The following is a 20900-nucleotide window of genomic DNA, read 5'->3' on the forward strand; positions in this document are numbered from 1 at the left end:
AGCGAACAAAAAGCCACCGGGGCGCGGACCTTCTCGGTCGACGCCCCGGCACAGCTTTTGTGGACAGCTCGCTCAGCGAGGTGAACGCGGGCGATCGTTCCGATCACGGCGCGGACCGCCGCGATCCCCACCCCGCGGCGGGCGGCCACCGCGATCCCGCGACGGCGGGCCGGCCTCTCGTGCGCGCTGAATGCGCTCACGAGCCGCGTCGCCCTCTTCACCCTCCGGGAACGGCAAGAGCTCTCGGCGGGTGAGCCGCGTCTTGCCCTCGCGATCGATGCTGATGACCTTGACGTCGATGACCTCGCCCTCCTTGAGGACGTCGCCCGGCATCTCCACTCGCTCGTGCGCGATCTCGGACACGTGCAAGAGGGCCTCCTTGTTCGGCAGGATCTCGACGAACGCACCGAAGTCGACGATGCGCGTCACGGTGCCCTTGTAGATCTGACCCACCTCGGCCTCCGCGGTCAGGCCCTTGATGATCTCCAGCGCCTTGAGCACGGCGTCGGAGTCCGAGCTGGCCACGTTGACGGTGCCGTCGTCTTCCACGTCGATGGCAACGCCCGTCTGATCGATGATGCCCTTGATGGTCTTGCCACCCGGTCCGATGATGATGCGGATCTGGTCCGGCTTGACCTTGAGGGTCGTGATGCGCGGCGCCCACTTGTTGATCTCGGCGCGGGGCTCGGCCAGCGTGGCCAGCATCTTGCCAAGGATGTGCAGGCGGCCTTCGCGCGCCTGGTCGAGGGCCTTCTCCAGAATCGAGCGCTCCAGACCTGCGATCTTGATGTCCATCTGGATGGCGGTGACACCTCGGTCGGTACCACAGACCTTGAAGTCCATGTCGCCGAGGTGATCCTCGTCGCCCAGGATGTCGCTCAAGATGGCGATCTTGTCGCCCTCCTTGATCAACCCCATGGCGATGCCGGCAACCGGCTTCTTGATCGGAACGCCGCAGTCCATCATCGAGAGGGTTGCGCCACACACCGCAGCCATCGAGCTCGAGCCATTCGACTCGAGGGTCTCACTGACGATGCGGATGGTGTACGGGAACTTCTCGTGATTCGGCAGCATGCGGGTGACCGCACGCTCGGCGAGGGCGCCGTGACCGATCTCGCGCCGCCCGGGGCCGCGCATGGGCTTGGTCTCGCCGGTGCTGAAGGGCGGGAAGTTGTAGTGGAGCATGAACGGCTTCCACGACTCACCCGTGAGCGCGTCGATCTTCTGCTCGTCGGTCGAGGTGCCCAGGGTCGCGGTCACGATGGCCTGGGTTTCACCGCGCTGGAACAGCGCCGAGCCGTGCACACGCGGCAAGAGGCCCACGTCGCAGGAGATCGGACGGATGGTGCGCTCGTCGCGGCCGTCGATGCGGCGCCGCTCCTCGGTCACCATCTTGCGCACCACGGTGTATTTGCGCTCCTCGAACTCTTCCTTGACCAGCTTCTCCAGCGACGGCCACTTCTCGGCGCCTTGCTCGGCCTTCAGCGTCTCCGCCATGGCCTTCTTGAGCTCACTGTAGCGGTCGTAGCGCTTCTTCTTTTCCTTGATCACGCAGGCCGTGACCAGATCCGCGTCCACCATCTGGGCGATGCGGGTCTTGATGGCTGCGTCGAGCTTGGCGACCGTGAACTCGCGCTTGGGTTTGCCCACCGCGGCTCGGATCTTCTCGATCAGCTCGAGGACCTTCTGCCCCTCACGGTGCGCAAACATCAGCGCGTCGATCAGATCGGACTCACTCGCCTCGTCGGCGCCACCCTCCACCATCACGATGGCGTCCTTCGTGACCGCCACGATCAGGTCGAGATCCGCGGCCGCGATCTGCTCGAAGGTCGGGTAGACGACGAGCTCACCCTCCACCCGGCTGACGCGGATGCCACACACCGGGCCGTCCCAGGGGATGTCGGAGATGGTCAAGGCGGCGCTTGCGCCGGTGAGCGCGAGCACGTCCGTGGGATTCTCGCGATCCGCCGACAGCACCGTGGCGATGATCTGCGTGTCCTTCTTGTAGCCCTCGGGGAAGAGCGGGCGCAGCGGGCGGTCCATCAAGCGGCTCGAGAGGATCTCGTAGTCGCGCTGGCGCGCCTCGCGCTTGAAGAACCCGCCCGGGATCTTGCCCGCGGCGTAGGTCTTCTCGATGTAGTCACAGGTCAACGGGAAGAAGTCGAGCCCCGGGCGCTCCTCGCTGGAGACGGCGGTGACGAGCACCATGCTCTCGCCGTAGGTGACGAGGATGGAACCGTGGGCGAGCTTGGCCAGGCGGCCCGTTTCCAAAGTGAGCTGACGGCCACCGATGGTGACGGATTCACGTACGTACATTTGTCAAAGCGCCCCTTTCCTGGGCGATGGCCCGCTGCGTGCGGGCGATACGCCGGATACGAGCGCCAGAGCCCCTTCAGCCTCGGTTCCTGAGCAGGACCCCGCGCGGGGGTCGCGCTCACGAATCGAAGATGAAGTCAGGCGCCTGCAAGCCGGAAGTCTGATCTGACGATTCGAGTCGACGCTAACCGGCGCTCACTTGCGCAAGTTCAGCGACGAAACGACCTTGCGGTAACGATCGACGTTCGACTGCTTCAAGTAGTCGAGCAAACGGCGGCGTTGACCGACGAGCATCAGCAGACCACGACGGCTGTGATGATCCTTCTTGTGTGTCTTGAAGTGGCCCGTGAGTTGCTCGATGCGCTGACTCAGGAGTGCGATCTGCACCTCCGGCGAGCCAGTGTCCGAATCGTGGAGCCGGAAGTTGGTGATGACGCGCGTTTTCGCGCCGGGCTCTAGCGGCATGTCGACCTTTCCTCTGAAATTAAAGCCCGCGGAGTATACGCGCGCCGATCATCTGGTCAACGGGAAGACTCCGTCGGCAATTTCGGCCAGAAAAACCCGGAAATCCTGGGGCTGGACGGGGCCGCGCCCAGGCCCCCTCACCCCCGGGGACCCTCATTTGCCTTCGACGATGTGACAGTCGCTACAGCCGAAGCCCTGTTTGGTGGCCGGGTCGAAGGGCGCTTCGCCGATGGCCGCGGCCATCTCGGACGTCACCTTGTCCATCATGAACGCGGTGATCGCAGCGTGCTTCTTCTTGTGCTTTGCGAAACCGCCGGTGCGATCGAGCTTGGGCAGCTTGGGGTTCGGCATCTCGAATTTGCCCTCCTTCGCGCCCGGGCCGTGGCAGGTCTTGCACCCGAACTCGCCGAAGCGTTGGCCGTCGTGCTCCTTGAACAGTGCACCCATCTTCGGCACCACGACGGTCTTCATCAGCTCGACCTTCTGCTCGTGGTTCATGTCTTTGAAAGCCGGTTTGGCGGCCTCGGGCGGCTTCGTCTCTTCCGGCGGTTTGGTCTCCTCCGGGGCTGCGCTCTCGGTCGGCGCGGGCTCGCCGGTCGCAGCTGGCTCGGTGCCAGCGGTCTCGGTTGGAGGTGTCGAACCGCCGCACGCAACCCCAACACCCAATGCCAGCACCACCGCCGAAAACAGCACGAAGCTTCCGTGAACGAAACGCATGGATAGTCTCCTTGGGCGCCGAGTCTCCGTTAGCCAGCGGGCACTTGGCAAGGGAAACGGTGGGATATAAACCCGACGCTTCCGCGATCGATGGCTCGATTTGGACGCTCGCGCTGCCGTTCGGGACGCTCGCGCGGGCGGTCAGCTCGCGCCGTTCTCGCGCCGAATCGCCTCGAGTGAAGCCCGGTACTCGGCCGCTACTCGCGACGACGCAAAAGGCTCCGGCGCCACGTTCGAGAGTGCCGCCAGGAGTTTGTAGACCACGCCCGGGACGTGCAGGTACTTGCGCTGCCGGAACCCTTCGAGGCCCGAGCGCGCGCAGCGGTCCACCGGCATCAGCCAGTTGCGCAGCGAGTTGAAGCGCTCGCCTTCGGTCATCTCGGTGGCGATACCACCCGGCGCAAACGTCGTGATCGAGACGTTTCGCCCTTGAAGCTCGTGGTACAGGCTGCAGCCGTAGTGGACCAGGAACGCCTTGGTGCCCGAGTACGCCGCTTGAAACGGCACCGGGGACAGGCCCGCCATGCTCGAGACGAGCATCACGCCGCCCCCGTCATTCTTCTGTTCCAGATACGGCAGGAGCTGAGTGGTGAAGCGCACGACGCTGGTGACGTTCGTGGCCAACATGCGCTGAAATCCATCCCACCCAAGCTCGTGCCAGTCGCCGAAGTGGGTGATGCCCGCGTTCAGCACGGCCCCGTACAACGCCTCGCCGTCGGTGGCGGTCTTCACGACACGGTCGACGTCGTCCAGGTTCTGGAGATCGGCAGTGAGCGGAAGGACCTTGACGCCCGAGGGCTCGAGCTCCTGTTTGAGCGCCTCGAGCCGATCGGCACGCCGCGCGACCGCGACGATGTTGGCGCCGTAGTCCCGCGCCAACTGCCGCGCCATTTCTTGACCCAGTCCCGACGACGCACCCGTCACCAGCACCCACCGCCCCCGAAAATCCATCGGTTTCATGCGGCGCCTTGTATCACCGATGAGCGCGACCCGCACGCACCCGCGGGCTCACGGAATTTCCGCGGCTCGCGGCGCTAGAAGCGCGCCTGCATCGCCAGGCCGTAGCCCAGGAAGTTCGGCGAGATGAAGCTGCGCAAGAGCACGGTGCCGCTCGGATCGAGCTCCAGCCGGGTCATGTTGTTGTCGCGCCGAAACTGCATCCAGCCAATGGCGCTCATCATGGGCGACAGATCCCACTTCAAGCTGCCGCGCGCCTGCAAGATGGGCACGCGTTTCTCGCCGACCGGCAGGAACGCCAGATTGCCCTGCTCGCGCACGACGATGGTGCGGGAGGTGTCCTGACCGAGGGCGTCGAAGCTCTCGCTGCGGAACGTGGCCGGGTTCTGCAGGCCTGCGCCGAACCCCGGCGTGAGCCGCAAGCTCTCGATGTAGTAGTCGACGGACGCCGCAAAGAAGGTCTCGTCCTCGGTCTTGGCGTTGTTCGGCAGGGTCTGGAACGGGATGAAGCTGGGCTGATTTCTGAGCACGAACGGCAGGTCGCGATAGATGACTGCGAGGCTGGTGCGCAGGTAGCCGTATTTCAGGTTGGCCTGTAGCGCTCCCGCCCGCGCCAGCTGGATGTCCGTGCGCCCCGGCGCGTCGAAGTCCTTCAGGTTCTGGTGAAGCTGAGTGACCTCCCCCGAAAGCGCCCAGCTGGCCTTGCCGGGCTCGTACTTCTCCGACTTGAACTGCTCGAGCGGGGCGTTGGGGTCGTTGCGAAAGAGCTGGAAGTCCGCGGAGCGCGGGACCGGCATGTCCTGGTGAACCACCAGGCGGCCCGAGAAGCCGAAGGTGTAGACGCGCTTGCCGAGCACGTCGGGATCTTCGAAGCGGCCCTGCTGGAAGTAACCGCCGCCGGCGTCGACGTGGAGGAAGTCCGTGGCATCGAGGCCGAGCCCGCCCAAGAAACCATAGTTGGTCTCGGCCACTCGCACGGTGTCGGTGGTCGAGCCCTCGCCCGCTCCGCCCTCGGCGATGCGCTGTTGCACCTCGATGATGCTGGCGGTCTTGAAGCCGCCGAAGACGTACCAACCTTTGCCATCGTACTGCAGCTTGGCACCCGGCGCGCTGCCCTGAAGCCGCGGGAAGATCGACTGGTTCAAGCGACCGTTCGTGCCGCCCCAGGTGATGTCGTACAGGTACCCGACGCGGAATCGGTCGGTGTCGATCGGGTAGAGCGTGAGGCCGAGCCCTTCCGGTTTCTTGGGCTCTCCGCCGGTCTCGTAAAACACCCGCAGGTACGTGCCCGCGTCTTCGAACACGCGGTTCACGTTGTTCGACTGCGCCGCGAGCTCGCCCATGTTCACGCGCATGACGAGCGCCGCCTCGGTGTCGACATGCTCGGCGAACCCAGGCAGGTGACTGTAGAGCACGAGGTGCGACACGTTCTCGCGACCGGAAAAGCGCGAGTTCAAGTTGTCGAAGAAGAGCCGGTACTGCGAGCGATCGCCGGCGCTCGCGTTGGGGGACAGCGGGAACGCCTCGCCGGTCTTGTGCAAGAGATCGCCGTCGCCGAAGGTCCAGGTCAGGCGTGTGTCCATGAACGGGGAGTACGGCCGCGCCGGGTCCTTCTTCGGCTCGGGTTTGCTGGCGGCCGCGGGCGCTTGATTGGCCTTCTCGGTCGGTTCGACCTCGGGGGTCGCGGGCGGAGCAACCTTCGTGGGCGCATCAGCGGGTTTCTTCTCCGGCTCGGGCGTGTCGTCGAGCTGAACGTCGGCCGGCTTGACCGGTTGATCACCCTCGGGCTTCGGCTCCCCGCCGGGCTGCGCGTGGACGGACGCGGTTGCGCCCAAGGCCGCGCACAGCCAGAGCGCCGTGCGGAGATCAGTTCGTAGCTTCGTTCGGGTCATCGGTCGTCCTTGGGGAAACACAGGCGATCTGCGAGCTGACTGGAGATTTCGGGCCGTCGACACACGCCTGCTGAGACGCATCGTCGCAGACGAGGTCGTCGCCACAGCGTGCCTCGATGGTCCAGTTCAGGGAGCCGCCGCTGAAGTTGCGCAGGGTGCCGGCTAGCGCCGCGATGGGTTTGCCACGCATGCTGACCGGGTCGAACCCGGAGATGCTGCGGGTGTTGATTTGAATGCTCTTCGGACCCGGCATCACGACGCGGTAGTTCCCCCGCGACACGTAGCCGGTCCACTCGACGCAGTTCGCCTCGGCGCCGCAGGCATTGGCGCAGGCCGCCTCGCACGAACCCTTGGTGTCGAAGTCGATGAAACCCGACCCGTCGAGATCACAGTTCGAGGCCGCCTCGGTGAACGCGATGGGCGGCGGAACCAAGCAGTCACTCTGGCCGTTGTTGAAGGCAATCTCCGGGTTATTCGGGCCGAAGTAGCCGCCAATGGTCACGTTCTCGACGCGCACGAGCGCGCTCTCGATCTTCTCGAGCAAGGCCGGGTCGTCGCTGGCCACCGGGTCGATGACCACGGGCTCCGGCGCCAGGCAGGGTCCGTCGCCGGGATCGTCGGCGGTCGCAAATCGCCAGGCTTGGCGAGAGAACGCCGGGAAGGACAGCTCAGTGAACCCGAAGAATTCGACCGCGGTGCCGGTGAGCTTGGTGATGCGATCACAGACCCGCAAGAAGGGCGGCGTGCTGAAGGTGAACGCAAAGACGTGGTTGTAGCCGAGCGTGTCACCCACGTCGGTCGCGTAGAATCCGTCGGCGGCGATCCGGGTGACGATGAGGTTGGCGGGGGCGTCGGTCGCCACCTCGACGGCCTCGAGCTCGTAGGGTGTGGTCGCGCCGCGTCCTTGTACGTCGCCGAGGCGTGGCAGCTCGAAGCGCACCGGCGCGGAGACCCCGGCGGCGTAGGTGCCGGCGTTCTCGGTGGCGTCGTTGGCGAAGGCACAGCCCGGGTCCTTCGGGAAATCCACCAAGCCGTCGCCATCGTCGTCGAGGCCGTTGGCGCAGGCCGGGGGTTTGGCGGGATCGTCCGGGATGTAGCCGATGTCCTCGACCCACAGCCGTGTGGCGCCGCGCGCGTTGCTCACGTGGGTCTTCAAGCCCAGGGCTTGTCCGCCCAGCAAGAGCACGTTGCGCCCCTGTGCACCCGGCCCGCTCACATCGACCACCGAGCCGGGCACCGAGCTCACGCGCACGAAGCCTTCGAAAGCCAGATCTGGCGAGCCATCAGGTCGAACGGCTTGCACGTCGAAATCCAGCTCGGCAAGGCCCGTGGGCAGCGGCAGGGGCGGCTCACCGAGCTGCGGCAGCGGCTGGCCATTCGGCAAACGCACGGTCACCGCCAGGCTCTGGGTGCGGTCCGGTTGCTGATCGAGCTTCTCGGTGCAAGCCGAGCTCACGAGCCCTGCCGCCGCGAGCAGACACACGAGCGCGGGATTCGCGGCGGGTAGAGTCCGGAGTCGCGCGCTCACTTGCCCACCATCCGCACTCGCCCATCGGCGAAGTTGCCGAGGTTGCGATCGACACAACCGAGGTACTTGCACTGCTCGCCGCCCAGCTGACAACCGTTGATCTGGCCCGAGCAACTGGCGATCTGCACCGCGCTCTCGGGGTTTTTGCAGGTGGAGACGTAGAAGTCCGCCACGCTCTGTCGGCACTTGGCCACCACACATCGACCTTGTCCGCCGCACCCGCCGTTGGAGAAACAGGTGCCGTCGGCAGCCTGAGCCGCGTTGCCCTGGCAAGCGCACACGTAGCTCGGGCCAACACTGGCGCAATCTGCGTCGAGATCGCACGCCTTGAGGCCGTCGCTGGTCGTGTGCTCCGACTTCCAACCGCACGGCGTACCCCCGCGCACCCAGTCGATGAGCGCATCGCGCTGCTGGATCTTGGTATCGAGCTGGGTGGTGTTGCGCTTCAGGACGACGAAGCCGCTGCCGCCCTGCGCCAGGTAGGTGCTGGTCGCGAGCTCGTAGGAACCCTCGGAGTCGATCGGGCTCAGACAGCGACCGAGCCCGGCTTTGTCGAGCCGCCCGAGATCACAGGCGTTGGGCTGATTGCCGCAGTCGGCGTCCGTCGAGCAGGGTGTGTCGGTGGACCCGATGTAAATGTGCTCGGCGCAAGCCTTGATCGTGCAGCCGCCGGCCACGCACTCGTTGGACGCACACTGCTCGTTGTTCTGGCAAGGCGGCGGCTGCTGCGTCGTGCAGCCCTTGCAGTTGACCACGATTCGCGCTCCTGCGATCTGCACCTGGGTGGCGCAACCGCGGCTCGCCGAGCGTCGCGCGACGAAATCGAACAGCTCCTGCACCTCGGAGCCGGACAGCTGCATCTTGCTGATGCTGTTGTCGAACGGGAAGATGTTGAACATCTGCTCGACGGTGATCGGCCCCGGCACCAGATCGGCGCGAATGCCCGTGGTGTTGGTCAGCGAGAAATCCGTCTCGATGCCCAGCCGTCGCCACATGGCGCTCGAGATCAAGTTGCCGAGCGGAGAATCGCCGCCGCCGGTTCCAAAGCGCCTTGCGCCGTCCGGAGCAAATCCGACCAAGAGATCGAGATCGACCAAGAGATCGAGCCCCGCTCGGTACGGCTCGAGCACCTCGGACACCGCGCGGTCCATCGGCAGATCCGAGGTGATCGGGGTGATCGTGTACTGATGGCTGGCGATCTCGAAGCCGTTCAGCGGATCGTAGGGGAAGTCGAGGTCCTCTTGCCGGTTGCTGAGCACCAGGTCGAGCCGTCCGACGTACTTGCTGAAGGCCCCCGAGTGTGTGAGCAGCGCCCGACGCGGGTTGCAGTAGCGGCGCTTGGGGTGCCCGTCGGCGTCCCGGAGGTAGATGTAGTGTTGCCCAGCTTCGTCGACGCGCGCGCAGTCTTCGACGGTCTGCGGAGGCTGCAGCACGATGTGGTTGTGCCCGCCCAGTACCACGTCGATGCCCGTGGTCCCGCGGATCATCTCCTGGTCCGACGACAGCCCCAGGTGGGTCACGAAGACGATCACGTCCACCAAAGGCCGCAACAGATCGATGTAGGCCTGAGCGACGTCGATGGTCTCGAGCGGCGTGATCCCCAGCCGACTCGGCCGTTCGTAGAGGGACGAGAGGCTGGACAGGTTGCCCATGCCGATGACCCCCACCTTGAGGCCGCGCAGGTTGAACGTCGTGAACGGCTGCAGCACGTTCTCGAGGCCGGGGCTCATGGGGTTCTGCGGGTCGTCGAGCAGGTAGTTCGCAGCCAGCACCGGGTAGTTGGCCCACTTGTAGAGCTGGGTCCGTGCGTTCAGCGCGCCCTTGTCGAACTCGTGGTTGGCGATGACCTGTGCGTCGATGCCCATGGCGCTGAGCGCCCGGATCTCGGCCTCACCGTCGAAGAAGTTGAAGACCGGCGCGCCCTGGAAACAGTCGCCCCCGTCGATGTGCAGGACGCGATCGCTCTTGGCTCGCTCGCGCGCGACGACCGACGCCATGCGTGCGACGCCACCCACCGTAGTGACGGCGTCCGCTGTGCCGAGCCCGAGCGAGGCGTCACTCTGGGTGATCTGGATGGCGTACGGAAACAGGCGAGAGTGGATGTCCGAGGTGTGGATCAGCGTGAGCTTGGTCTGGCCCTTGAGCGCCACCGCCGGCGGGTTCTCCGGGCAGCCGGCCAGGGAGACCGCGCACAAGAGGGCGAGCAAGATGGACAGAAACGCTCGCCAGCTCATTGAATTATCGGCATTAGCAAGACGGCGGGGGGGCGCCAAGCCCTACGATTTTCGCCCTCGCGGTGAGTCCGTCGCCTGACCCCGATGCGCGGAAGAAAGGGCCCCGTGGTGCCCGATTTGGCCTCAGCGGCCGTAGACCAAATCGACCAGGCGCTCCCCCAGGGTCTTGGCGACCCAATCCTCGATCTCGGCGGCCGTCGCCAGCGTGAGCGCGTGTGCGGCGGCTTGCTCGACCTCGTCGATGGTGAAACGACCGATGGCCATCTTCACTTTCGGAATGGCCGCGGCCTCCAGACTCAGCGAGCGCACCCCGAGACCGACCAGGAGTGCGCTCGCGATGGGATCGCTCGCCATGGCTCCACACACACTGACCTCGCGCCCGTGGGCCGCGCCGGCCACGACCACGCCGCGGATCAGGCGCAGGATCGCGGGGTCGAACGGCGTTGCGAGATAAGCGAGGCCCGGGCTCCCGCGATCGACCGCCAGGCAATACTGGACCAGATCATTCGTACCGATGCTGAGGAAGGCAGACTCGCGGGCAAATTCGTCGGCCATCACGGCCGCGCTCGGGACCTCGACCATGATGCCGAGCGGAATGCCGTCGGCGCGAGCATGCCCGGCCCGATCCACATCGGCGATCGCGCTTTCGAGCAGCCCCTTCACCGCGCGCAGCTCGGTCAGGCTAGCGACCATCGGCACCATGATGCTCAGGCGACCGTGGGCCGACGCTCGCACCATGGCCCTGAGCTGGGTGCCAAATAACTCCGGCCGTGCCAGCCCGAGACGCACCGCCCTGAGCCCCAGCGCCGGGTTCATGTCCGGAGGCAGATGGAACGCCGAGACGAACTTGTCGCCGCCGATGTCGAAGGTTCTGAGCGTGACCGGGCACGGGTGCACGGTCTCCAAGACGCGGCGGTAGACCGCGTATTGCGCGTCTTCGCTCGGCGGCTCGGTCCGCTCCAGGAACAGAAATTCGGTGCGGTACAGACCCACGCCTTGCGCCCCGTGGGCCACGGCCACGTCGGCTTCGCCCGGCAGCTCGATGTTCGCCTTGAGCTCCACCGCCACCCCGCAACGGGTCGCAGCCGGTCGGTCGCGCTCGACCAACATCGCGCGCGCAGCGACCTTGTAGCGCTCCGCGCGAGCCATGGCTTCGTCCACCGTGGCCGCGTCCGGGCCAACGATCACGCGCCCCCGATTACCGTCGACCACCAGCAGGTCGCCAGTTCCTACCTGGTCGAGCAGCCCTTTGACACCCACCACGGCCGGGATCTCGAGCGCGCGGGCCAGGATTGCAGTGTGGTTCGTCCGTGCGCCGACCTCGGTGACCAGCGCCAGCACGTGCTCGCGCGAGAAAGTCGCGGTCTCGGCCGGTGACAGGTCGTGCGCTACGATGACGACCGCCTCACCTCGGTCCGACACCAGCGGCACACGCGGCTGCCCCGAGAGCGCCATCTGGATGCGATCTCCCACGAACTCGAAGTCGTGGCTGCGCTCGGCCAGATACGGATCCTCGGCGCCGCCGAGCTGCGCGGCCATCCGGCGCACCGCCGCGTCGAGCGCCCACTCGGCACACTTGTGCTCCGTCCGCATCTGGCGCTCGACCTCGCCGCGCAGGGTCTCGTCCTCGATCATCAAGATGTAGGCCTCGAGGATCGAGAGCTCGGCGCGCGCGCGCGAAGTCCGAACCCGCTCCATCACCTCGCGGAGCCCCTTGGATGCCGAGCCCACGGCTTGATCGAAGCGGGCAAGCTCCGCGAGCGCGGCGTCGGGCTCGATGTGGCGATGTGCGACGCCGGGACGTTTGGTGTCCACGACGACGGCACGACCCACCGCCAGCCCCGGTGCCCCGGCAATGCCGACGAGCGCGAGCGAGCTCTGCGGCGCGCTGACGTCGTCCATTTTGCTCACTCCCCCTCCCCGAAACGATCGTCGATGAGCTTGCCGATCTCTGCGATGACCTCGGCTGCGCCCTCCCCGTTGGCTTCGACGTCGATGTTCGAGCCTTGGGACCCACAAAGCAAGAGCACACCCATCACACTCTTGGCGTTCGCGCTCTGCCCCGCTCGGGACAGTGTGACCTCACAGCGGTAGCGCGAAGCGACCTGCACCAGCTTGGTCGCGGCGCGGGCGTGCAGCCCCAATTTGTTCTTGATCTGGAATGTGCTTCTGAGAACGCTCAACTCACCCCCCCACCAGCGCCCTGCGGTTGCTCCTCGACTTTAGCCTTTTCGACATCGCGGTGCACGACGTCGATTACGCGTCCAAGGGCTGCGCCGACGGTCGCGGCGAGACGCTCGGCGACGACGACGGAGCGATGGCGCCCCCCGGTGCAACCAAATCCGACGGTGAGGTAGCTCTTGCCTTCACGTTCGAAGCGCGGAATCGAAAAGCTCAAGAGGTCGGCGAGCTTGCTCAGCAGCTCACCGGTCTCGGCGTGCCCGAGCACGAAATCGCGAACCGATGCGTCCGTTCCCGGCAGCGACTTCAACTCCGGCACGAAGTACGGGTTCTGCAAGAATCGGAGGTCGAAGAGCAAGTCTGCGTCTACGGGCGCGCCGTATTTGAAGCCGAACGACACAAATCGCGCGTGCATGCGCGGTGCGCCGCCGACGCCAGGACCGAACAGGTCGAGCACGGCACGCCGCAGGTCGTGCACACTCTGGGTGGTCGTGTCGAGCACGCGCGTCGCCCGCACCCTCAGTGCGGAGAGTTGCTCGCGCTCGATCCGTACGCCCTCGAGCACGTCGATGGCGGGCTGGTCTCCGGCCGGCCTGAGCGCAGCGATCAGTGGATGTGGGCGCCGGGTGCTGGAGAAACGGCGCAAGAGCGCCGCATCCGAGGCATCCAAGAACAACACCGAGAGCTCACGACCGGCGGCATCGATGCCGTCGAAGACACTGCCGATGTTGTCCAGGAAGCTGCGGACTCGCACGTCGATGCCGAAGGCCAGACGCCGCACGTTGCCGTGCTCGAGGGCCTCGATGGTCGAGGGCAAGACTGCCGGGGGCAGGTTGTCGACGCAAAAAAAACCCAGGTCCTCGAGGGCGTGCAGCGCCGTCGACTTGCCCGCCCCGGACAGCCCCGTGACCACGACGACTCGCGTCGCCTCCGTCATTTCTTTCGCTCTCCGAGCGGTGATACCGGCGGCGGCGCCGAGCTCTCCGTCGCCCGAGCCGTCCGCGCTGGCGGAGCGCGGGTGTCGACCGCGCGACCCGCCTCGGCATCCACGCGTTCGATGAACTCACGCGCGGGGTGATGACCCGCCTGGCGCAGGAGCTCGTCGCGCGCCGCGATCTCGATGATCGAGCTCATGTTGCGGCCGGGGCGCACCGGGACACTCACTTCACGAACCGGCACCCCCAAGAGCTCACGGTGGTGATCGTCGACCCCAAGCCGCTCGTAGCCCTCCCGGTCGCCGTGGGCGGAATCGAGATGCACCACCAGATCGATGCGTTTGCGCTCGCGAACCGCGGTCACGCCGTACAGATCCTTGATGTTGAGGATGCCGAGCCCGCGCACCTCGATGTGGTGGCGCAGCAGCGCAGCGGGCTGGCCGAACACCATGCCCGGGGGTTTGTAGTCGCACTCGATCACGTCGTCGGCGACCAGCCGGTGACCCCGCATCACCAGCTCGAGCGCACACTCACTCTTGCCGATCCCGCTCTTGCCGAGCAGCAGCACGCCCACCTCGAACACATCGACCAAGACGCCGTGCACTCGAGCGCGCGGCGCCAGGCGTTCGTCGAGCAGGGTGTGCAGCGCGGTGATGGCCTGCGACGAACGCTCCTGGGCCACGACCAGCGGTGTGCCAGTGCGTTCTGCTCGGTCCACCAACACCTGGGGCGCGGCTACGCCTCGGGTGATGATGACCAGCGACAACCCGAGGGCGAACAAATGAGCGGCCGCCTCGTCTTGGTCGGCGGGGGGCAGGCTCTCGATGAACGAGATCTCGGTCTCTCCCAGGATCTGGATCCGCCCGGGGACGATGCCGTATGGGTGACCCACCAGCGCCAGCCCCGACTTCTGGATCCGCGGGTGGGACACCAGTCGGTCGGTCCCGCTCCTACCGGCGACCAACTCGAGCGCGAGGTCGAGAGCTCGATCATCGAGCAACGCCCGCACCGTCAGAGAGCGCGTTGCGTTGTTCGGAGGCTCGTAGACCGTCATGGTTCACCTCGGGTCTATGTCGTGCTCGCTGATCAGCTGGAACACCGCGTCCGAATCATCGGCGGTTATCAGGCGCCTCCGCACCTCTGAATCCCGCAGCAAACGCGAGATCCGCGCCAGCGCCCGCAGGTGCTCGCCGGCCGCGCGCTTCGGCCCTACCACCCCGAAGATGATGCTGACATCGCCCCCGTCGATGGAGTCGAAGGGCACCCCGCGCGGGCACAAGATCAGCGCCGCGGCCTGGCCTGGTGCACTCTCGACCGAGGTATGCGGGATGGCCACGCCGTCGCCGATGCCCGTACTTTGCAGGCGCTCGCGTTCGGCGAGCGCTTCCTCGAGGGCTTCGTTGTCAGCGCCTACCACCGGCGCGATGTACTCCGCGAGGCGATGCAGGGCGCTTTTCTTGTCGGACACACTGCCGGACACATCGACGAAGATGCGTCCTCTATCGAGCATTTCGCTAAGGCGCATGAGGGCTCCACGCTCCGCGGCGCTCTCGCCGAACGGAGGCCCGTTGTGGGTTCAGGAACGTTTCTTTTTGGCTTTCGTTCCCCCGGTTCCACTCTTCTTCGCGGCGGCTGTCTTCTTCTTCGCCACGCGTTTGATCGCAGGCTCTGCCAGCGGTGCGGGCGCCGCTGCGGCGCTCGATTTGATCGTGTCGCGGCCGCGGCGTTTCTTGGACTCTGCGGCTCCTTTGGCACCGCGGATCTGCCGTTCCAGTTTGTCGATCACTCGATCGATCGATGCGTACATGTCTTCGCTCGCCTCTTTGGCCTCGAGGTGCGCGCCACCAGCCGAGATCCGCGTCTCGGCGATGTGTTTCAGCCGATCGATCGACAGGGTCACCTTCGCCGTCATGGGCTGACGCAGGAACTTCTGGAGCTTTGCGACCTTGTCGTTCGCGTAGGTCTTGATCGCTCCACTGGTCGCCATGTGCCGGAAAGTGATGCTGATGTTCAAAGGTGGCCTCCTGATCCATACTCTATAGGACGTCCGGCAAACCGCGACAACGATGTCGGGCGGAGGAGAGTGGGCCGGCGTCGGCACGTCCGCTCGGGAGCGCCCGGCCGCGGGGCGGCTGCGCTGAAATTGCGGCAGGGGCGAGCGGAGTGAACCCCTGGTGGGGCCTCGACTAAAACAGCCGTTTGCGTTTGCTGGACGACAGGATCCCGAGCATCTCGCGGTATTTTGCCACGGTTCGCCGGGCTATCTTGATGCCCTCGGTCTTCTCGAGCAGCTCGACGATGGCCTGATCCGAGAGCGGGCTCTCTTTGTCCTCGTCCTCGATGATCTTCTTGATCGCCTGTTTGACGCTCTCGCTCGCAATGTCGTCTTCCCCAACCCGGCGGATGCTGGAGTTGAAGAAGTACTTGAGCTCGAACAACCCCTGGGGAGTGTGGACGTACTTGTTGGTGGTCACGCGCGAGATGGTCGACTCGTGCATGCCGACGGCCTCGGCGATGTCCCGCAGGATCATCGGCTTGAGGAACGCCACACCGTGGTCGAAGAACTCGCGCTGTTTCTCGACGATACACTCGGCGACCTTGATGATGGTCTTCCGACGTTGCTCGATGGCGCGGATCAGCCACTGGGCGTTGCGTAGCTTTTCCCCGATGAACTCCTTCGCCGTCGGGTCCTGCATCAATTTCTTGGTCAGGTTCTCGTTGATGAACAGGCGCTGGATGCCTTTGTCGTTGTCCATCACCCGCAGCTCATCGCCGTCCTTGATCACGTAGACGTCCGGCGTGATGCCAATCGAGCGGTCGTCGGTGTCGGTGAAGTTTCGTGCCGGGCGGCTCTCCAGCTTCTGGATCTCTTTTGCGGCCTCGTACACCTCTTCGAGCGGGATCTTCATCTCCCGCGCGATGGCCTGGTAGTTGTGTTTCTCCAGGTGGTGCAGGTGATTCTGGATGATCTCGGTCTCGATCTCGTCGAAGCCGATGGCCTTCGCCTGCACGAGCAGACACTCCTTGAGGTCCCGCGAGCCCACCCCCATGGGATCGAAGTTCTGGATCAGCTCCAGCACGTCGGGCGCGTCTTCCGGATGCAGTCCCGCCTCTTCGGCTAGATCTTCGATGGTCAGGTCCGGCGTGCGGGTCCCGTCCGCGCGCTCGACGCCCTCGAGATCCAGATAACCCTTCTCGTCGAGATTGCCGATCACGAGCTCCGCGAAGCGCCGCTCACCCTCGGTGAAATCGCTGGTCGCGAGCTGCCACAGCAGGTGGTCCTGCAGGCTGCGGGGCTTGGTGAGATTTTGCTCGATCGGAGGCAGCTCGTCGAAGCCGCCGCGGTTGCCCGGCACGGGCTGCTGCAGCGTGCGATTTTCCAGGAACTTCTCCCAGTCGACCTCCCGCGCGGCCTTCTCACCCTCGCGAGACTCCTGGGTCTCGGTCGTGGAGCGCTCGAAGGCCGCCTCGGCTGCCGCCGTCTGGGCGCGGGCTCGAGGATCCTCGCCCGGTCCGCCGCGAACCTCCGCTTCTTCGTCGGAGAGCACCGGGTTGTTGTCGAGCTCTTTCCGGACTTCGTCGATCAACTCGAGGCGCGAGAGCTGCAGCAACTTGATGGCCTGCTGCAGCTGCGGCGTCATCACGAGCTGCTGGGACATTCGGAGCTGCTGCTTGATTTCCATGATTTTTTCGCGCGAAGTGGGCCGACGGGAACTCGGTCGCTTGGAAGTCTAGCAGGTCACGGCAAAAAGCGGGCCCACCAAAAATCTCGGTCGTCCGCCGACTCACCCGAGGTACCGGCGTCGAACGGCCGGGTGCTCCAAAAACGCGCTCGGTGTCGTGTCCGCCTCGATGCGGCCATCCAGCAGGAGCAGCACCCGGTCGCAGAAACGCAGGGCCTCGCTGACCCGGTGATCGGCCACCAGGACCGCCATGCCCTCAGCCGCGCGGGCGCGCAAGATCCGGCCAATTCGCTGGGCGCCGCTCGGATCCACGCCGGTGAGCGGCTCGTCGGAGAGCAGCACTTGGGGCTCGGCCACGAGCGCCCGTGCCAGCTCCAGGCGACGTCGCTCTCCACCGGAGAGCTTCCCGGCGGCGACGTCGATGCGCTCCGCCAGATCCACCTCCGCCGCGCGCTCCTCCGGCGGTCGCGCCGGCACCCGCGCGGCACGCTCGAAGCTGCGCAGGTTGTCCCGCACACTGAGCTCGAACAACACGCTCGCGGTCTGCGGCACGTACCCCAACCCCAGGCGGGCCCGCTTCCACAGCGGCAGCCTCCCCAGCTCGCGTCCAGCGAGCTGAACCGAACCACTCGCCGGCGCGAGCTCACCGCACAGCGTCTTGAAGAGTGTGCTCTTGCCGGCGCCGCTCGGCCCGAGCACGCCCACGATCTCGCCTCGCGCAACACTCAGCGAGACCCCGCGCAAGATCTCCACCCCGCCCAGCGAAACTCGAAGTTCGTCGGTGCTGAGCACGGGCAGCTCGGTCTCACTCACGGTCGACCCGAGCATTCTGCCGCTCGCTCGGCGCTACAAGCGGAGAACCCGCCGGCTGTACGGGAAGCGGCACCAAAACACCTGGCAACCCGGAGCTCAGCGCGCGGGGGGCTCGACCGGGATCGAACCCTTGACCTCTTTCAGCGTCAGCTTGCGGGTCGAGAGATCGATGGTCGCTTTGTCCGCCTCGACCCAGCCCTTGCCTCGTGCGAGGCGCACGCCCCCCGTCAGGGTCACCTCTCGTTTGGACAGATCGACCACGACCGAGCTGGCGGTCGCGTCGATGCCCTTTACCCGCGCTCGCACTCCGCCGCTGCCCTTGACCCAGCGCACTCGCGGCGCCTGGTCGTAGCGGATCTCGACCTTCGGGCAGGTGACGGTCAGCTCACCGAGCTTCGCCTCCACGTTGCCTTCGAGCAGCGCGTTGCCCTTGTCGATGTCCACGTCGAGTTTGTCGGCGCGTAGCTCGAGTTTCTCGCCCTCCACCACCGCCAAGGGCCCCGCGCTGGCGGGCGTGGCGACCACGCCGGCCGTCGCGAGCGCCGCCACAAACGCCACGCCAAAGAGCGCGGCACGGAGGGGGCGGGAGCGAAACTTCACGCTAAAATCCTAGCATGATCGACGAGACCAGGCCGGCGGCCATTCAATCCGAAAGCACTGCGCACAATGTACGTGCGCGTGCGGCCATCGCCGGAGGCGCCGGAATCATCAGGTCGCGCCGTCCTTCGCCGAGCGCCTCCGCCGCCTCGTCGGCGAGCAGCCGGCCGAGATCGGTCATGACGGCCGTCAACTCGTCCGCGTTCCCGCGGTCGCCGTCGCCGAGCGCGGCCGACAAGGCCGGCACGGCCATCGCGGCCGACAGCGCGCCCACCCGCGCCACGAGCGCGCGGTCGAAGGTCGGAGCGCGCCCCTCGGCGAGCGAGAAGGTCTCTCTCACCGCGGCCGCCAGCTGCGAGGCGAGCAGCGTGCGAGCCCGCCGCTGGACGAAGCGACGCGCGGCGGGATCCTCGACCATGGCCGCAACCCGCCGGGTGTCTTCCACGAAGCGCTCGACCGCCGCCCGGGACTTCGTCTCGAGCTCGCCCAGCAGCCGTTCCGGCTCGGACTCGAGCTCGAGCTCCGCCGCCTCGAGTTGGTCTCGCAGCAGAGCGACGGCCGCGGCGCCGGCTTGCTGCTCGTCGACGAGCCGCTCGGCGCCTGACGCCAGCCGTCTTGCGATGTCGAGGCAGCGCCGCTCGAGCACGCGATGTTTCAGCTGAGTGCTGCGCCCGACGACGACGCGCTCGACCAGGGCCTCGACCTCGGCGAACCGCGACGCCGCGAGCGCGCGTTCATCGCCGAGCTTGCCCTCGAGGGCGAGCCGCGCCGAGAACGCCACGACCGCGCCCTCGGGGGTTACCTGCGCGTCGGCGAGCCCGGCAGCTATGTGCTCGAGCGCGGCGCTGAGCTTGGCCTCGGCCTCCAGCCCGGAACCCAGACGATCGAGCTTGTTGAGCAAGATCACGAGCGGCAGCCCCTGCGCCTGGATCTCTTCGAGTACCAGCCGCTCGCTCTGCTTCAGCGGTTGGGTCACGTCGAGCAACCACAAGGCGACATGAGCCTCTTGAAACGCCGCGCGCGCCGTCACCGCGTGGGCCGAGTCGAGGGCGTTGAAGCCAGGCGTGTCCGTGAGCTCGAGCTTGCGCAGGAGCTCGAGCGGTGCGTACAGGGTCACGCTTTGAACCTGCTCCGCCGGCACCTCGCCGAGGGCTCTCTTCAGCTCTGCGTGCGGCACCACACGGTCCGGTGACCCGTCTCGCTGCTCGATACGCGCAAACCGATCCGGCGCCCAGACCAGGTGGTTCAGCGTCGCGGTGGTCGGCAACACGCCCACCGGTGCAACGCTCTCTCCGAGCAATGCGTTGATCAGGGAAGACTTTCCCGCGTTGAACTCCCCAACGATTGCCACGCGTAGCGGGCGGGCCAGCGCGGCGACGATCCCCGCGATTTCACCGGACAGCTCGGGGAGGGACAGCGCCCGGGCCAGGCGCTCGAGCTCCGCTGTGAGCGAAGGGAAATCGGGTGACCCATGCTCGGGCAACCACGCGGCGTAGAGCTCGCGCCGAAGCGTCTCTCCGAAGCGTGATTCCCCCGCGGCGTCCAGCGCGGCGAGTCGAGCGGATGCGTCGTCGGTCGCGAGTGCGGCCGAGAGTGCCCGCGCTTCTCGAGATAGCAAGGCTACGTCGCCCATGAGCTGCACGGCATCGCGGAGCGCCGAGCGATCTTCGTGCTCGATGGCGAGGGCGAGATAACGCTCGATCACCCTCGGGTCCCCCGCTCGCGCCGCTTCGCGCAGCGACGCGAGGGCCTCGGCGAGCGAGCCCCGCGCCAGGGCAAAGGCGGTCCTGAGCAGCGGCTCTCCGGCCAGGCCCACGTCCGCGACGACCACCGCGAGTTTGTCGCGCTGCGCTTCGTCCGCCCGGCGAGCGACGAAGTCGGCCAGCGCCGGGACCACTCCCGGAGCCTCCGTGAGCAGCGCCCGCACCCAAGCCGAGAGTGAGATGGCAGGCGAATCCAGCGCGAGGTGGCGGGCACGAATCAGCCAGCCTCGAGCGTCGAGCACTGCCGGGGGCTCGAGGCGTTCACCGAGCTCGCGCGCCAAGCGCGCTTCCCCAGCATCGAGGGCCAGCTCCAAACGGCGCCAGGTTGCCGCCTGGGAGCGGCGGCCCTGCAGGCTGAGCTGACTCAGCCAGCGCTCGGCGCGAGCGGCGTCGCCGCGGAAGCGGTCCCGATCTGCCAGCCAGAGCCGCGCCCCATCGGCTGCCTCCGTGGGCTCTCTCAGCTCGGCCGCGCGAAACAGATCCGGCTCGGGGGACTCGCCCAGACGATGACGCGCCTGTGCCAACCGAAACCAGACGTCGGCGCGAAACGGCAACTCGCGACTCAATCGTTCCAGCGCCTCCACGACCTCGTGGTCGAGCAACGAAGCCTCTGCGGCGTTCGCCCATAGCAGAAGACCGATGCGCGACCGCGGCATGTCTTCGAGCAGGTCGAGCGCTCGTGCGCGAGCGTCCCACGCGCGGCCTTGCGCCAGGGCGCGCTCGGCTTCGAGCCGTTGCCCCTCGGCACCTCGCGCCAAGATCTCGACGCGAGACAGCCAGTCTGCCAGTTGGTCGGTCAGCCGCGCCATCCGCTCCAGT

Annotated in this window: 17 protein-coding genes; all 17 read right to left on the reverse strand. The window is 66.6% G+C overall.

Annotation, left to right across the window (positions count from 1 at the left end):
- Positions 1-72: 72 nt before the first annotated feature.
- The gene (gene pnp, locus IPI67_18270; GenBank protein MBK7582138.1) at positions 73-2316 is read right to left on the reverse strand and encodes a polyribonucleotide nucleotidyltransferase; all 2244 of its coding nucleotides are present in this window, start codon (positions 2314-2316) and stop codon (positions 73-75) included.
- A 195-nt stretch (positions 2317-2511) separates the two neighbouring features.
- Positions 2512-2781: a 30S ribosomal protein S15 gene (gene rpsO / locus IPI67_18275; GenBank protein MBK7582139.1), complete on the reverse strand. Its 270-nt coding sequence runs from the start codon at positions 2779-2781 to the stop codon at positions 2512-2514.
- Positions 2782-2934: 153 nt separating this feature from the next.
- Positions 2935-3498 (reverse strand): hypothetical protein, encoded by a 564-nt coding sequence (locus IPI67_18280; protein MBK7582140.1) that lies wholly within the window; start codon positions 3496-3498, stop codon positions 2935-2937.
- Positions 3499-3639: 141 nt separating this feature from the next.
- Positions 3640-4458 (reverse strand): SDR family NAD(P)-dependent oxidoreductase, encoded by an 819-nt coding sequence (locus IPI67_18285; protein ID MBK7582141.1) that lies wholly within the window; start codon positions 4456-4458, stop codon positions 3640-3642.
- A 74-nt stretch (positions 4459-4532) separates the two neighbouring features.
- Entirely contained in the window at positions 4533-6347 is a 1815-nt protein-coding gene (locus IPI67_18290; GenBank protein MBK7582142.1) for a hypothetical protein, read from the reverse strand.
- Positions 6322-7875: a hypothetical protein gene (locus IPI67_18295; protein ID MBK7582143.1), complete on the reverse strand. Its 1554-nt coding sequence runs from the start codon at positions 7873-7875 to the stop codon at positions 6322-6324. Before IPI67_18295 ends, IPI67_18290 begins: the two co-directional genes overlap by 26 nt.
- A complete protein-coding gene (locus IPI67_18300) occupies positions 7872-10109 on the reverse strand; it encodes a 5'-nucleotidase C-terminal domain-containing protein (GenBank protein MBK7582144.1) in 2238 nt (745 codons plus the stop codon). The genes IPI67_18295 and IPI67_18300 overlap by 4 nt, the downstream gene beginning before the upstream one ends.
- A gap of 123 nt (positions 10110-10232) precedes the next feature.
- Positions 10233-12011 carry a phosphoenolpyruvate--protein phosphotransferase gene (gene ptsP, locus IPI67_18305; protein ID MBK7582145.1) on the reverse strand — a complete coding sequence of 593 codons (1779 nt, stop codon included), beginning with the start codon at positions 12009-12011 and terminating at the stop codon, positions 10233-10235.
- 5 nt (positions 12012-12016) lie between these two features.
- A complete protein-coding gene (locus IPI67_18310; GenBank protein ID MBK7582146.1) occupies positions 12017-12292 on the reverse strand; it encodes an HPr family phosphocarrier protein in 276 nt (91 codons plus the stop codon).
- Positions 12289-13227 carry an RNase adapter RapZ gene (gene rapZ, locus IPI67_18315; GenBank protein ID MBK7582147.1) on the reverse strand — a complete coding sequence of 313 codons (939 nt, stop codon included), beginning with the start codon at positions 13225-13227 and terminating at the stop codon, positions 12289-12291. The genes IPI67_18310 and rapZ overlap by 4 nt, the downstream gene beginning before the upstream one ends.
- On the reverse strand, positions 13224-14279 hold the full coding sequence (gene hprK, locus IPI67_18320) for an HPr(Ser) kinase/phosphatase (GenBank protein ID MBK7582148.1): 1056 nt from the start codon (positions 14277-14279) through the stop codon (positions 13224-13226). Before hprK ends, rapZ begins: the two co-directional genes overlap by 4 nt.
- Before the next feature lie 3 nt (positions 14280-14282).
- Positions 14283-14750: a PTS sugar transporter subunit IIA gene (locus tag IPI67_18325; GenBank protein ID MBK7582149.1), complete on the reverse strand. Its 468-nt coding sequence runs from the start codon at positions 14748-14750 to the stop codon at positions 14283-14285.
- A 51-nt stretch (positions 14751-14801) separates the two neighbouring features.
- Positions 14802-15239 carry a ribosome-associated translation inhibitor RaiA gene (gene raiA / locus IPI67_18330; GenBank protein MBK7582150.1) on the reverse strand — a complete coding sequence of 146 codons (438 nt, stop codon included), beginning with the start codon at positions 15237-15239 and terminating at the stop codon, positions 14802-14804.
- 172 nt (positions 15240-15411) lie between these two features.
- On the reverse strand, positions 15412-16908 hold the full coding sequence (gene rpoN / locus IPI67_18335; GenBank protein MBK7582151.1) for an RNA polymerase factor sigma-54: 1497 nt from the start codon (positions 16906-16908) through the stop codon (positions 15412-15414).
- A 102-nt stretch (positions 16909-17010) separates the two neighbouring features.
- Positions 17011-17721 carry an ATP-binding cassette domain-containing protein gene (locus tag IPI67_18340; GenBank protein ID MBK7582152.1) on the reverse strand — a complete coding sequence of 237 codons (711 nt, stop codon included), beginning with the start codon at positions 17719-17721 and terminating at the stop codon, positions 17011-17013.
- Between the two features lie 96 nt (positions 17722-17817).
- The gene (locus IPI67_18345; GenBank protein MBK7582153.1) at positions 17818-18321 is read right to left on the reverse strand and encodes a hypothetical protein; all 504 of its coding nucleotides are present in this window, start codon (positions 18319-18321) and stop codon (positions 17818-17820) included.
- Between the two features lie 43 nt (positions 18322-18364).
- On the reverse strand, positions 18365-20890 hold the full coding sequence (locus IPI67_18350; protein MBK7582154.1) for a dynamin family protein: 2526 nt from the start codon (positions 20888-20890) through the stop codon (positions 18365-18367).
- Positions 20891-20900 lie beyond the last annotated feature (10 nt).

The sequence above is a fragment of the Myxococcales bacterium genome (assembly GCA_016706225.1).
Taxonomy (GTDB): domain Bacteria; phylum Myxococcota_A; class Polyangia; order Polyangiales; family Polyangiaceae; genus JADJKB01.

Excerpts from the sequence above, each read along its gene's own strand:
- pnp (MBK7582138.1), bottom strand. The coding sequence starts at position 2,316 with ATGTACGTACGTGAATCCGTCACCATCGGTGGCCGTCAGCTCACTTTG.
- rpsO (MBK7582139.1), bottom strand. The coding sequence starts at position 2,781 with ATGCCGCTAGAGCCCGGCGCGAAAACGCGCGTCATCACCAACTTCCGG.
- IPI67_18280 (MBK7582140.1), bottom strand. The coding sequence starts at position 3,498 with ATGCGTTTCGTTCACGGAAGCTTCGTGCTGTTTTCGGCGGTGGTGCTG.
- IPI67_18285 (MBK7582141.1), bottom strand. The coding sequence starts at position 4,458 with ATGAAACCGATGGATTTTCGGGGGCGGTGGGTGCTGGTGACGGGTGCG.
- IPI67_18290 (MBK7582142.1), bottom strand. The coding sequence starts at position 6,347 with ATGACCCGAACGAAGCTACGAACTGATCTCCGCACGGCGCTCTGGCTG.
- IPI67_18300 (MBK7582144.1), bottom strand. The coding sequence starts at position 10,109 with ATGAGCTGGCGAGCGTTTCTGTCCATCTTGCTCGCCCTCTTGTGCGCG.
- ptsP (MBK7582145.1), bottom strand. The coding sequence starts at position 12,011 with ATGGACGACGTCAGCGCGCCGCAGAGCTCGCTCGCGCTCGTCGGCATT.
- rapZ (MBK7582147.1), bottom strand. The coding sequence starts at position 13,227 with ATGACGGAGGCGACGCGAGTCGTCGTGGTCACGGGGCTGTCCGGGGCG.
- hprK (MBK7582148.1), bottom strand. The coding sequence starts at position 14,279 with ATGACGGTCTACGAGCCTCCGAACAACGCAACGCGCTCTCTGACGGTG.
- IPI67_18325 (MBK7582149.1), bottom strand. The coding sequence starts at position 14,750 with ATGCGCCTTAGCGAAATGCTCGATAGAGGACGCATCTTCGTCGATGTG.
- rpoN (MBK7582151.1), bottom strand. The coding sequence starts at position 16,908 with ATGGAAATCAAGCAGCAGCTCCGAATGTCCCAGCAGCTCGTGATGACG.
- IPI67_18350 (MBK7582154.1), bottom strand. The coding sequence starts at position 20,890 with ATGGCGCGGCTGACCGACCAACTGGCAGACTGGCTGTCTCGCGTCGAG.